The 13,216-nt window shown below is 41.3% G+C and carries 9 protein-coding genes; 2 read left to right on the top strand and 7 right to left on the bottom strand.

Going from position 1 to position 13,216, the window contains the following annotated elements; all coding sequences use genetic code 11:
• Positions 1–50 precede the first annotated feature (50 nt).
• Complete coding sequence (gene bioA, locus BCU57_RS04665) at positions 51–1,424, top strand: adenosylmethionine--8-amino-7-oxononanoate transaminase (RefSeq protein WP_102438019.1); 1,374 nt, start codon at positions 51–53, stop codon at positions 1,422–1,424.
• 99 nt (positions 1,425–1,523) lie between these two features.
• On the opposite strand, the gene BCU57_RS04660 is transcribed toward bioA, so the two are convergent.
• From BCU57_RS04660 to BCU57_RS04650, 3 genes are all read right to left on the bottom strand, one after another.
• Positions 1,524–2,117, bottom strand: a complete 594-nt coding sequence (locus BCU57_RS04660) for a pentapeptide repeat-containing protein (protein WP_102438020.1) — start codon at positions 2,115–2,117, stop codon at positions 1,524–1,526.
• A gap of 203 nt (positions 2,118–2,320) precedes the next feature.
• Positions 2,321–3,946 carry a hypothetical protein gene (locus BCU57_RS04655; RefSeq protein ID WP_198589924.1) on the bottom strand — a complete coding sequence of 542 codons (1,626 nt, stop codon included), beginning with the start codon at positions 3,944–3,946 and terminating at the stop codon, positions 2,321–2,323.
• Positions 3,947–4,394: 448 nt separating this feature from the next.
• Positions 4,395–5,558 (bottom strand): porin, encoded by a 1,164-nt coding sequence (locus BCU57_RS04650; RefSeq protein ID WP_413211399.1) that lies wholly within the window; start codon positions 5,556–5,558, stop codon positions 4,395–4,397.
• 354 nt (positions 5,559–5,912) lie between these two features.
• Between BCU57_RS04650 and BCU57_RS04645 the strand changes: the two genes are divergently transcribed.
• Positions 5,913–7,124 (top strand): IS256 family transposase, encoded by a 1,212-nt coding sequence (locus tag BCU57_RS04645; RefSeq protein WP_102440683.1) that lies wholly within the window; start codon positions 5,913–5,915, stop codon positions 7,122–7,124.
• A 21-nt stretch (positions 7,125–7,145) separates the two neighbouring features.
• Here BCU57_RS04645 and BCU57_RS04640 read toward each other — a convergent pair whose 3' ends face one another.
• From BCU57_RS04640 to BCU57_RS04625, 4 genes are all read right to left on the bottom strand, one after another.
• Positions 7,146–7,745, bottom strand: a complete 600-nt coding sequence (locus tag BCU57_RS04640; protein ID WP_241903479.1) for an HD domain-containing protein — start codon at positions 7,743–7,745, stop codon at positions 7,146–7,148.
• A complete protein-coding gene (locus tag BCU57_RS04635; RefSeq protein ID WP_102437110.1) occupies positions 7,745–8,158 on the bottom strand; it encodes a GNAT family N-acetyltransferase in 414 nt (137 codons plus the stop codon). Before BCU57_RS04635 ends, BCU57_RS04640 begins: the two co-directional genes overlap by 1 nt.
• A 788-nt stretch (positions 8,159–8,946) precedes the next feature.
• Positions 8,947–11,538: a TonB-dependent receptor gene (locus tag BCU57_RS04630; RefSeq protein ID WP_102437109.1), complete on the bottom strand. Its 2,592-nt coding sequence runs from the start codon at positions 11,536–11,538 to the stop codon at positions 8,947–8,949.
• A 318-nt stretch (positions 11,539–11,856) separates the two neighbouring features.
• The gene (locus BCU57_RS04625; protein WP_241903478.1) at positions 11,857–13,215 is read right to left on the bottom strand and encodes a GntP family permease; all 1,359 of its coding nucleotides are present in this window, start codon (positions 13,213–13,215) and stop codon (positions 11,857–11,859) included.
• Position 13,216 lies beyond the last annotated feature (1 nt).

The following is a 13,216-nucleotide window of genomic DNA, read 5'->3' as shown; positions in this document are numbered from 1 at the left end:
CGTAAACTGTCAATGCTATCGCGCATTACACCTTGACTAACGGTTAAAATATGAACAACTCATTTTATCAGCAAGCATCCCAGACAATCGATTCTCAAGCTATAGACTCTCAAGCTATAGACTTTGAGTTTGATAAACAGCATATTTGGCATCCCTATACTTCGATGAGTCAAGCTGCCAGCGTAACTGGAGTCCATAGTGCCGATGGGTGTGAACTGACCTTAAGCAGCGGTCAAAAGGTCATTGATGGCACCAGCTCTTGGTGGGCCTGTATTCATGGCTATAACCGCCCAGAAATTATTGAAGCGATGCAGCAGCAGCTCACGACCCTAAGCCATGTAATGTTTGGCGGTATTACCCACGCCCCTGCAGTTAACCTCTGCAAGCAATTAGTGGCGATGACCAGCCCCAATTTAACCAAAGTCTTTTTAGCCGACTCTGGCTCTATTGCCGTTGAAGTGGCCATTAAAATGGCCATGCAATACTGGCAAGGTAAACAGCTACCACAAAAGCAGCGTTTATTAACCGTTAAGCGTGGTTATCATGGTGATACCTTTGCCGCGATGAGCGTCTGCGATCCTGATAATGGCATGCATACCATGTTTAGCGCAGCGGTTACTGAACACCTTTTTGCCCCAGCGCCACTATCTGTTTTCGGTGAAGCTTTAAAGCAAGGTGATACTGATGCGCTTGAGGCGATTTTAGCAGAGCATCATCAAGATATTGCCGCCATTATTATTGAACCCGTCATGCAAGCGGCTGGCGGGATGCATTTTTATTCAGCCGAGTATTTATCTGCCATTAGAACCTTATGTGACCAGTATCATGTCCTGCTCATTCTTGATGAAATCGCTACGGGATTTGGCCGTATCGGCAAGTTATTTGCTTATGAATATGCCAATATCGAAGCCGATATTTTGTGTTTAGGTAAAGCCTTAACCGGCGGTTACATCAGCTTAGCCGCCACACTATGTAGTGATGAAGTCGCCAAAGGCGTCAGTGACTCCCCTGCTGGTGTGTTTATGCACGGACCAACCTTTATGGGCAATCCGCTAGCATGCGCTGCAGCCAGTGCCAGTATGAGTATTTTACAAACTGGCGCATGGCAACAACAGGTCAGCGATGTTGAGTTGCAAATGAAGACTGAACTTGCTGAAGCTATTGATTATCAGCATGTGGTGGATGTCAGAGTATTAGGCGCAGTAGGCGTAATTGAAATGGATAGCGTGGTTAACACGGCTAAATTGCAGCAAGACTTTATTGAGTTAGGTGTGTGGATAAGACCTTTTGCCAACGTGATATACATTACTCCGCCTTATACTATTACCAAAGAGCAACTGACGACACTAACCCAAGCCATGAAAACTATTGCCGCAAATATTACTCAAGAGCAAGCCGCTGCAGATAGCTTTAGTAATGGTTAGTTGGGGTGTAAATAAGCTGGTTGATTGACGTAAAAGCAGTGTAAAACTGATAGCGCTATGACAGTGAGAGTGTACTCATAGCGCTTTTTATATTCTGTATTAATCCACCAGCTCGATAGCTAAACTCTCAAGTAAGTTTAGCGCTTCAAAACGTGAGAACTTAGCTTGGGCAATGCGGTTTTGTAGCACATCGATAGTAAAGTCAGTTGAATCACTAAAGTCGACAGCTTGTAGATTGGTTTTCATAAAAATACTATTCGTAAAATCACAAAAAGTCATGGTGGAATTGGCAAAGTCACCATTACGAAAATCCACATCATGCAGCTTGCATTCAATCAGCTTTAACTCATTTAGTACTAAGCCAAAAAATGAATTGTCATTAAGAATACAACGGCTAAAGCTTAATTGTGCATCACGATGAAATGACGGCCAATCCGCTTTAGTCCAATCAATACCCACCATTTTGCAGTCATTAAAATCTACCTCATAAAAACGGCTATGGGGCACCTTAATTAAGCTCAAATTACAGCGATTAAACGTACAACTTAAAAACTTAGTATTTTTTAATACTGCTTCAGTAAAGTCGCAATCATTAAATTCACACTCTTCAAATTCACAGCCCTCAGTTGAGTCTATGGGTTGTTTATTGAAGCTTTTATCAAAGTACTGCTCATGTGTGACGATCTGACTCATTAAAACCCCATGCTCGATTATTCAAACTTGAGGCGTATTTTATAACACTTGCCCTGATAACAGAGAAAATAGCGCAAAAATATTATTAAGACCCCACTGATTGCTACGGCCTCACTAAAAATAAGCAAAAAAAACCGATAGTGGTTAAGTAAAAAACTTACTCACTATCGGTTACCTTGATACCGAATACTTACTTATCTAATTTAGAAGCGATAATTAAAGCTTACTGTATATGCATCACGGGTTTCACCTTTGTTATACAGCACACTTAAATTGTAATGTTTACCAATTTGCTTATTAAAGCCGACTAGATAAGCCCATTGGTTCAACTTAACACCTACATCGAAAGTAAACTCACGGTTCAACTCTTCAACAAAGCCTAAATTACCTTCCATGTTAGCTTTTAATGCTTGATATTCTGCACCAACAAAAAACTGAGCACGGTAATCCAGTAACTGGTAACCCAACATAGGTTGCACGGTGAGAATACCGTCGCCCCAATCCTGGCCACTTAATTTAGTGAACGAATAGGTACCTGTAACTGAAGCAAAAAACTCCCTATAACCCACCGAAAGTGTGGTACCTGCGCCCACTAAATCATAATTAAGTTCCAAAGGAACATCAAAACGGGTTGGCTCACAAAGTGGTACTCCGACTTCAGCAGCAAAGGCACAAGCAATATCAGCTTTAAACTCTGAGCCTAATTTATCGACAAACACATCACGAATATTACCGGTATACTGGGCATCGATAACCGCATCGACTTTAATTTTACCGACTAATGCATACACATTCCAAAATGGAAAAATATTTAAATCGGCCCTTAGGGACACACTTTTAGCGTCTACGGTTCCGAAGGTGGTTTCTGGGTCAAAAAACTCGTCTAACTCCAACCCCATAATATCAAATGAAGTGAAACCTACATCCATACTTTGATCTCGATAGGCGACTGAAATACCGTAAGGTAATGGCACATCAATCCCTTGTTGACGCACCAAGTCAGCAAGTATTGGGAACATCGCTTGTAGCTCTACTTTTTCTTCTCGCATGCGCGGATCTGAAACCGTTGCGAGTAAGTCAGCATCAATCACCACCACGGCATCTTGATTATCATATAAAGCAATTGTGGTAACCGTTGTAGTTAAGGTGATCGGTTTGTCTTTTTTAGTGCCCTTGGCAATTTCAATTTTCTTTTTGATATAAGGCTTACCGTTTTCCAATTCAGTAAAATAAATCGTTTGCGAATAGTCTTTAACTTTTACGCCTTCGTAATCGAAGTCTTTTGAATTGGTAATCTCCATTTTAATTGGCTTGCCGTCTTTAGCCGTTATGGATACCTGCATAAAACGAAAATAAGCAATGTTTTGCGGAAGTTGGTATTTGGAGTAGTTAAAACGAATCACCACTTCTCCATTAGCCTTTTCTGCCACCTTGAGTGATGATTGATCATAGCTTTTAGCGTATTGGCGCAAAAGGTACTCGGTTTTAGTCATACTTTCGATACGTGCAATGACATCTTCGTCTTTATCTAACTTAATTGGGTCATATTTAATTCTTAAATCAATATTGCCTTTAGTGTCAGTACTTTGGACTAAAAATATGTCCGACGTTGTTTGTTTCCCTTCATATTCGGTGACTCGAGATGCATGTTCAACCAGGTTTTCACCTTGGGATAATGAACTCATTCCAAATTTTGGGAGGTCATCAGAAAGACCATACTTTTCAAATACACTCACCCCCTTAGGGACGCTAATAAACTCTAAATTATTGATATCTTCACTAGCAATTTCTTCACTAAAAGCCACATTACTTAGTAACAATGAACTCACAACTAAACTTGAAACTTTTATTACCTTGTTAAGTCTGAAAAATCCCACCTTTGCTAGAACATAATTAAACGTTATTCCGTTTAACGATCTTTTATTAGTATCCATATAAGCGCTACCTAATTGATGCATAAAGTCATTTTTATTGAGCTACTAGGTAAATTGTACGCGCTAACAACAAAACTGCAAAGTTTCACCTACATTTTTTTACATTTACCTGGTTGGCAGTATTAGCTGTTGTTCTAATAGAACAATTAAGCTGAACGATAAAGGTAAAACTGTGACTAAAACCCACACGCTAAACGATGACAAGGGGAAATGATTACAGGTAATAATCGGTAGAATTTAGGCGTTATTAAAGGTATTTGAAGGCAAACTAACAATGCTTTGAGCCTGTGCATTACCACGCTCAAAGCATCAATGGTAGAGTAAAGCGAGTATCCTCTTTGTCTTAAAAAGGGTAATACATACCCACTGAAATATAGTCGTCGTTACTATTGCTGCCGTCGGCATTTTTACCGTTATCGACCACTCCCTCAATAAAGGCAAAAAAACCCAACGATGGCACATTGTAATTAAGGGTAAGGATCAATAAATCAAGCTCATATTGGCTAGCTTGACTCTGCTCTGCAATATCATAATTATCTGGCTCGATATGGTTCCAACCGATCATTGGAGTCCAATTTCCTATGTCTCGGCTCAGTGCTATTTCGTAGCCTTTACCTTCAAAAATTTGATTACTGTTGTCTTGATACATGCCTTCTGAATGTGCGGCTACCGCAGATAAATACCAGTCACCCATGGTTGAACTAAAAGAAGCTGCTATGGCCCTAGGGTTACTGATCCTAATACCTTTCCCTTCAGCCTCGTCATTAACATACGCTAAGCCAAAGGTGAATTTGTCTACATCATAAGCATAAATAACACTGGCCGCTTCACCGCCTTTAGCTGTTAGAGTGACTTCATTACCGTCATCATCTAATACTGGCATATCTTCATCGTCTTTAAGCACTGTGGTGTCGTCGATAAACTGCCCTTGAAGGTTAACCGTTAAACTATGATTATCGAAATCGAACGGCTTATTCCAAAAAATACCGTTATCGACTCGACCCGTGCCACTTAAGCCACCATCACCGTATACATAAGTTGATGATGCCAGCGCCGAATAAACATTAAACCTATCGGTTACCGAGGTGACTGCCGAATAAGCTCCCATTCTTTTACCAATAGACAGCTCTCCCCATTTAGTGTGCTGAGCAGCAAAGAAACCTTGCCTGAGTGACATAAACTCATTCCTGCCATCACTTAGCGAGATTGCATTATGACCAACGTTGTAACTATCAATGCTATTGCGGGCTACCGCATTAATATACCACTCAAAAAAACCTCTAAATTTTAGGTCTGAATTTACCGAACTGCTAAAATCAAAATGTAATCGAGAGCCGTTATCAAACACAGTGGTGGTATTGTCACCATCGTTAGTGTCACTATTGATAACACCTAATTGAATATTGCCACCGACGTCTAAATTTAATAGATCAGACTTATAAACTTCAACTGCCTCTAGCGGTAACACGGTTACCAGTAAGCAAGCCCCTAATAATTTTTTCATCATCTCAATGACACTCCCATTTGTAGTCATTTTGGCGAAATCCTTCTCTGTGACTAATTTTTCGCCTCTTTATAAATGTAGCTAATTTTTCGCAACTATAAAGATACACAAGAAATTGTTTTTATTTTTTATTCAATAAAAGTCGTGAGAAGAGCGATGAGAATAAGAGTAATAAGAGTAATAAGAGTAATAAGAGTAATAAGAGTAATGAGAAAGAATTATCGGTTGTTACCTAAAGCGAGCCAGCGCTATTTAAGTAAACCTTGCTCAGCGGCGCTGATTAAGAGACTGTAACTAATTTTGTGTAACTGCTTATCAACACGTACTCTATAGAGAGTCAAGGATAGGCAGATACTCATGAACAAAAAAGATATTGAAGCTTTTGCTAAAGAAGCTGCTAAAAGCATTAAAACACCAGAAGACTTAAACCAATTCAGTCAGATGCTCAAAAAGATAACGGTCGAAGCCGCTCTTAATGCCGAAATGGATGACCACCTGGGCTATGAGAAACACCATAAATCGACTTCTGCTAATAGCCGTAACGGTAAAACCAGCAAGCGCATTCAAACTGAAGATGGTCAATTTGAGCTTGATACGCCGCGAGACCGTGAAGGCAGTTTCGAACCTCAGTTAGTTAAAAAACACCAGTCCAGATTTACCTCTATGGACGATAAAATATTGTGGCTCTACGCTCAAGGCATGAGTACTCGTGATATCGTTCAAGCCTTTGATGAATGGTACGGCGCAGAGATATCACCCACGTTAGTTTCTCGCGTTACCAACGCCGTTCTAGAGCAAGTTATTGAATGGCAAAGTCGACCTTTAGATGCCATTTACCCAATCGTTTACCTTGATTGTATCGTCGTAAAAATCCGTCAGGATAAGCGCGTTATTAACAAATCTATTTTCTTAGCGTTAGGCATTAACCTTGAAGGTCACAAAGAGCTAATGGGGCTTTGGATAGCTGAAAATGAAGGGGCTAAATTTTGGTTAGGTGTCCTCACTGAACTACAGCAACGAGGCGTTGAGGATATTCTCATCGCTTGTGTTGATGGCTTAAAAGGCTTCCCTGATGCTATCAATACCGTTTATCCAGATACTCATGTACAGCTCTGTATCGTACATATGGTCAGAAATTCATTAAAGTACGTATCGTGGAAAGACTACAAGGCAGTCACTGCGGACCTTAAAAGCATCTACCAATCAACAACGGAGGAGGAAGCTTTACTTGAATTAGACCGTTTCAGCGATACCTGGGATGAGCAATACCCCCAAATCAGCAAGTCATGGCATAATCATTGGCACAACTTAAATACGTTTTTCAATTATCCTCAGGATATTCGTAAGGCCATTTACACAACCAATGCTATAGAGTCGTTAAATAGCGTGATTAGACGAGCGTTGAAAAAACGTAAGGTATTTCCTAATGATGACTCGGCCAAGAAAATGATTTACCTTGCGATAAAAGAAGCCAGTAAAAAATGGACCATGCCCATCCGAAACTGGCGTACTGCGATGAGCCGATTTATTATTGAGTTCGAAGACAGAATTGTGAAGCATATTAACTAAATTGCAGTTACACAGAATCTGTTACACCCTCCTGATTAACTGTTTTTCAAGCTCAGTCCATAGACTATGACTACCTTTAGCGATTCGATCACCATTCAATGACATGACTTGCTGCTTTGAAATATTATGCTTTTTCCAACTATGACCACCGCCATGAATGTTATGCAGTAACGGCGGCACTCTATCAATGGCTTTAGCGAATATAGCATCGGCAGTTTTACCTGCTTCGAACTCAAGCCAAAGCTGTAAATATTCGTCAGCTAAATATTCTGGCAAGGTTTTGAATAACCGCTCTACTCCTTGCTGCTCCGCAATCGAATGCGTATTGCTGCTGGCATAAACTATGGTATCGCCTGCATCGATTTCACCAAAATCATGCAGTAGTAGCATTTTAATCACCCGATTGATATCAACGGGTTCATTAGCAAACTCTTTTAACATCAGCGCACTAATGCACACATGCCAGCTGTGTTCAGCTGAATTCTCATAGCGTTCTAAACCTACAGGTTTAGTATTAGGTGTTACCGACTTTAACTTTTCTATTTCTACAATAAATTCAACAATGCCTTTGATCTCATTCAAACATCCTTGTAAATGAATCCCATAATATTCAGTGAGCATTAGTATTCTTTGGTGAGGAAAATCCTTTCAGGGCTACCAGGAAAAGCTGCCACACTGCCGACAACTTTAAAACCCAGCTTTTTATAAAACTCTGGCGCTTGGTAATCTAAGGTATCCAGTTGGGCAACAACACAACCCCTTTTCTTGGCTTCCAGTTCTGCCGATGCCATTAATTGACGGCCAAGACCTGAGCCTCGGCTTGCTTTGTCGACCCACAGTACTTCAATAAGAAAATTTCTATATATGGTTCGCCCTGCTATCCCACCTATAATAGTGCCTTGTTCATCACGGCAAACCACAGATAAGGGCTTGGTATCTTCTGGCCCCATATGTTCATATTTGTGCTCTCTAACACCTGCGACCAGGGTGTCAAAAATAACGCTATCTTCTTGATGGTTTACTTCTAACATCATTTGCTGGCCTCCAAGCCAATATCTTGGGTTATTCAAACTAAATTAGCTTAGCCTTCGAATTTAATGTGAATTTTATTGCCACTGAAACTCGCCTTAAAGCCATACACCTGTAATTACTTAACTCATTTTTGCAACTGACTCACTCCATGTCCTTGTTTATAGCAGTCTTCAATATTTTTACACATTAAGCTTGGTTATCAAATTGTTAGATCCATCGTTTACTAAAATATCTACGGCCCAACTTTAACGCAAACAGCTTTATCTACCCCCTAGCAACACATAAAGGGGTTAATATACTGAGTGTATATCAACTATTACTATCAATTGCCCTGCTATAGGGCCATACTAAGATGGTTACTTATATATTCGACAATTGAGTCTAATGTACTAGTAACAGGGTCCTCCGGTTGATTAAAACTAGCCTCAGGTGTGTTACATGACAACAAATGGAAAGTATCATGAGCAAAGGACAAGACAGTAAGAAAAACACTAAAAAGCAACCACTTTTAACTGCAAAAGAAAAGAAAGCAGCAAAGACTGCCAAGAAAGCTAACAAAGGTTTTCTAGAGCATTAAGCAAGATGTGGCCATCGAGTTCCTTCGGTGGCCTGAATAGCTACCAACATTTCCCTCGCGATACTTACTTGTTATACCCCGCCCTAAAACTGTGATGTAAAAATTAGCGCTGCTAAAAGTTAAAAATCACCCCAACAAAATCCCAAAACGCAGTAATTGTTGAGATGACTTTAGTTCGGCATTAAGCCTGATTAACAATTAACTCATACTTAACTAAAACCATGTGTATTCAAATGTCACCCCGTATTGGGCGCCCATTGCTGGGTATTTGGCATACATTTCATTATTTTTAACTGTGGTATTGGTGTAGTACTCGTCAGTGATATTTTTACCCCATGCAAAGGCTTTCCAACTATCAGCTTCAACCCCAAAACGTAAATTCACTAGGGTATAAGACGGGTTAATAAAACGCTCATCAAACTCATAATCGGTTGCTGGTATTTCAACGGCATAAGGCTCACCAACAAAATCTGACACGGCAAGAGTTTGATCAACTGAGCCTTCAAAATCGGCATGTGACTCACTTGAATATGCTACATCTGCGCCAACAAAGCCTTGCAGCCCGGCTGAAATTTCAAAGTCAAAACGGGCAAATAAATTAAACTGATGCTCTGGCGTAAAAGGCAGTGGCGAACCTTTAAAGTCTAAATATTGCCCTGGTTGGTTATAGCCGACACCTTGTTTAATCTGTGAATCTAACCAGCCGTAGGCAGCGCCTAAGGTCAAGTTATCTGTCGCTAACCAGCGCCCATCAAGTTCAACCCCTGTGATCGAAGATTTAGGCATATTACCCAGGGTAAATACGGTGTTAAATACTGGGGCGATTTTTTTGGTAAGCAGTTGCTTATCTTGGTAATCATAATAAAAAGCCGCGCCATTTAACTGCAGAGTACGCTCGGCTAGGCTTGATTTAAAACCTATTTCATAAGCGTCAAGTTGCTCTTGAACAACGGGAACTAACTGTTGATCAGTCACTGCCGCTAAAGAAGGAAAGCTACCCGCTTTAAAACCACGGCTATAAGATGCATAGACTGACAAATCATCATTAAACTCATAATTAGCAGCTAGGCGCCATGAAAGTGAGTCTTCGCTTAATGTGTCACTAACCTCCCCAACACTCGCCTCTGGCGTTCCAAAATCTAATACCGTAACGCAACTGCCTGCGTTGTAACCATCACCTTTGATGACGTCACTAGTGGGCGTTGTTCCGAAAAAGAAATTAAAAAAAGTATCAGCTAAACCGCCATCAACATCTCTTGAGCAGCCAGTAAAATCCGCTTCATCTTTTGAATAACGCAAGCCGGTGGTAAGCGTGAATTGATCTGTAATAAACCAGTCAGCACTGGCAAACACTGAGGCGGTTGTGGTTTGTTGATTAATATCATTTTCAGCAATATTAAAGCCAAAGCCAGGGATTGGCAGAATATTTACGTTACTACTTATGCCCCAATCCTGCTGGGTTTGGTAATCGACTTCGCTTTTACTGTAATAAAGCCCTGCAATCCACACCAGGCTATCAAGTTGTTGGCTAACTCGAAACTCTTGGGATATGGAATCAATTTCACCATTTTGATAAACATAGTCCATGGTAACGTATTCGGAATCGGCGGCATTTTGATAACGACCTAATAAGTAGCCGTCAAATCCTGCTCCAAAGGCTTGTTCAGTAGCGGCACTCAGTGGGTTATTTTTAATATTAGCAATGGTTTCCCCTGCAAAACCAGCTCGCTCGTATTCTGAACCATCATCTTCAAATTTTGAGTAGCCAGTCAGCGAGGTAAATAAGGTTTGATCATTAATGTCGTGCTCAACTTTCAATGACACATTCGTGCTGGTGTGTTCAAGGCTCGGTGTGCGCCCAGCAGTCCAATCTGCTTTGGCATTATCATCCATTAAGCCGGTAAAATTCTGTGGATTTTGTGCCATATCTAACTGGGTTTGATATATCGAAACAGTAAACGGCGCGCCTCCTGCTTTACCGGGAATATAATCAATATTTTGCGGCGCAATTGTTTCTGAATTATCGCTAGCATAACCGATAGTCAGCAATGCTTGAGTTGCCTCACTGAAGTCAAAGTTTAAGCTACCACGCACAGCCAGTCTATCTTGTCGACCTAAGGTTTCATCACGGCTAATGCTTTCCTGCCAGCCCTCGTCTGACTGAATCGTTTTAAGTGCCAGACGACCACTTACCATGTCGCTAATTCCGCCTGTCACGTAACCTTCAGCAGAAATGGTTTCATAAGAAGCAACACCCGCTTTGATGGCGGCTTCAAAATCCTTAGAGGGTTTCGCCGCAATATAATTGACCGCGCCAGCCGTTGAGTTACGGCCATAAAGCGTGCCTTGTGGCCCTTTTAAAATCTCCACCCGTTCGACGTCAAGGTTAGTGCCTTTGGTCATAATAGGAAATGGTACTGCAATTTCATCAACATACACTCCAACCGTTGATGTCGCTTGAGCGCTTGACTCATTGAAACCCACCCCACGTAAGGTATAAACCGGTGCCCCAAATGCGCTATCACTGAAATTAAACCCAGGTACAATATTGGCTAAATCAGTGGTGTCATCGATACCTATTTCATCTAATGTCTCGGCATTAAAGGCCGAAATCGACATAGGCACTTCATTAATAGACTGGCTGCGTTTTTGCGCGGTCACTTCAATCACTTCAAATTGTTTTTTTTCTGACTGAGTTTGTTCTTGTTGTGGCTCATTTGCCATTACTGGCGCATGAATTATTGATAGCAGCACTGTCGCAATTAACGACTTTTTAAAATTTCCGTTTGCTTGAACATTTGACATAGTTAATCCCCAAATTGACTATTATTATTTTTCAACCCATGTTAATTATTTGTAAAGAAATACGGGTTAATTTGAGGGTAACGCTAGCGCTGTACAATAAACTGCCACATTTGTTCGGTTGGGATATCTGTGGGATAAAATATCAACTAATTTATAGCGAGGATTTGTTTATTAAAATGGGTTGCTAAAAAGATTTTGCAAGCTTTGGCTGTCATGAATTCAAGATAATGGCATTGTTCGGCTCAATATGTCCAAAAGACAGATTAAGCCATAAAACCTAGCCTCATAACATATAAACATACCTTATGAGGCCACTGCTTATATCGTGTTAAGCAGCCAATAACTCCCAATTGTGGTTAAACAGGCAATGACGGGGAACACCACAGTCACGACTCCGACATCTTTATAAGCCGTTTTATGGGTTTGCCCTGTTATTGCCAATATCGCTACTACCGCGCCGCAATGAGGCAGACTATCAAACCCGCCGCTGGCCATAGCAGCAACCCGATGTAAGATCTCTGGATCGACGCCTTTATCTAAATAAACAGGCGCCATAGTCCCTAAAAAGATTTGCAAGCCACCTGATGACGAACCCACAATTGCAGACACTGAACTTGCGGCAATAAAAATTGACAGCAGCACAGGGACATCTAAGGTGGTGATCCACTGGGAAAACTGCGAAAACGTTTCGGTATGGCTCACTACGCCACCAAAACCGATGACAACTGAAGTCGCGATTAACGGCGATATAGACTCTTCAGCGCCTTGACCAAGCTCGGTAATACTGCGGGGTAGAATACGTGGAAACAACACTATGGTGGTAATAATACCAATCAAGAGTGCCATACAAGGCCAAATTATCGGCTGACTGTTGGCATAGTCAACAACCTCAATGCCGTTAACGCCTAAAGCACTGATAATCCTTGGAGAGACAATACAAATTACCACAGCGGCAATGGGAATGACTGAACGAAACCAAGATGGCATCGCCATTTGCTTATTGTTGGCTAAAATCAGTTTATCTTTTTCGGAAGGGATAAAACCCTCACCATTGGCCTTGGCTATGTGACGCTGCTTTTCAAGATACCACAGCCCCAAAGACAACATAATGGCGCTACTGAATAGGCCATAACCCGCTGCGGCAAATAAGTCGGTTTTTAGCGATACCGAAGATATCACATTATGTATTGACGGTGAGCCTGGCATAGCGGTCATGGTGAACGTACCAATACCTAAGGCAATGGCACCAGTAAATAACCGCTTAGGCACATTCGCTTGTTGCAATAGCTGCACCCCAAGCGGATACATAGTGAAAATAACCACAAACAACACCACGCCACCATAGGTGAGCAAAGCTGAAAATAATACCGTAATAATTAGCACACGTTCAGCGCCTAAGGTGTCGACTAACTTATTCGCAATACTATTGGCCGCTCCTGTTGCCGCCAATAAACGACCAAACATCGCACCTGCGGCAAAGAGTAAAAAGAACCGTCCCGCAAATGTAAATGCCCCCAGTGCCCCGGTTGGAAAATATTCCAGCATGGCTTTATCAAATGCCATGCCGCTAGTGATAATCACTATGGTGGAACACACTAGCGAGGCCAGCACAATGCTATAGCCGCGCATTGCCATCCATATAAATACAGCTAATGCCGCAATAATTCCTAAAGCCATA

It is taken from the genome of Shewanella sp. 10N.286.48.B5 (genome assembly GCF_002874355.2).
Classification (GTDB): Bacteria; Pseudomonadota; Gammaproteobacteria; order Enterobacterales; family Shewanellaceae; genus Shewanella.
This window is presented reverse-complemented; position numbering and strand designations above follow the sequence as displayed.

Bases quoted from the DNA above. Each gene is read 5' to 3' on its own strand.
- bioA (WP_102438019.1), top strand. From the start codon at position 51: ATGAACAACTCATTTTATCAGCAAGCATCCCAGACAATCGATTCTCAA.
- BCU57_RS04660 (WP_102438020.1), bottom strand. From the start codon at position 2,117: ATGAGTCAGATCGTCACACATGAGCAGTACTTTGATAAAAGCTTCAAT.
- BCU57_RS04650 (WP_413211399.1), bottom strand. From the start codon at position 5,558: ATGATGAAAAAATTATTAGGGGCTTGCTTACTGGTAACCGTGTTACCG.
- BCU57_RS04645 (WP_102440683.1), top strand. From the start codon at position 5,913: ATGAACAAAAAAGATATTGAAGCTTTTGCTAAAGAAGCTGCTAAAAGC.
- BCU57_RS04640 (WP_241903479.1), bottom strand. From the start codon at position 7,745: ATGCTCACTGAATATTATGGGATTCATTTACAAGGATGTTTGAATGAG.
- BCU57_RS04635 (WP_102437110.1), bottom strand. From the start codon at position 8,158: ATGATGTTAGAAGTAAACCATCAAGAAGATAGCGTTATTTTTGACACC.
- BCU57_RS04630 (WP_102437109.1), bottom strand. From the start codon at position 11,538: ATGTCAAATGTTCAAGCAAACGGAAATTTTAAAAAGTCGTTAATTGCG.
- BCU57_RS04625 (WP_241903478.1), bottom strand. From the start codon at position 13,215: ATGGCTTTAGGAATTATTGCGGCATTAGCTGTATTTATATGGATGGCA.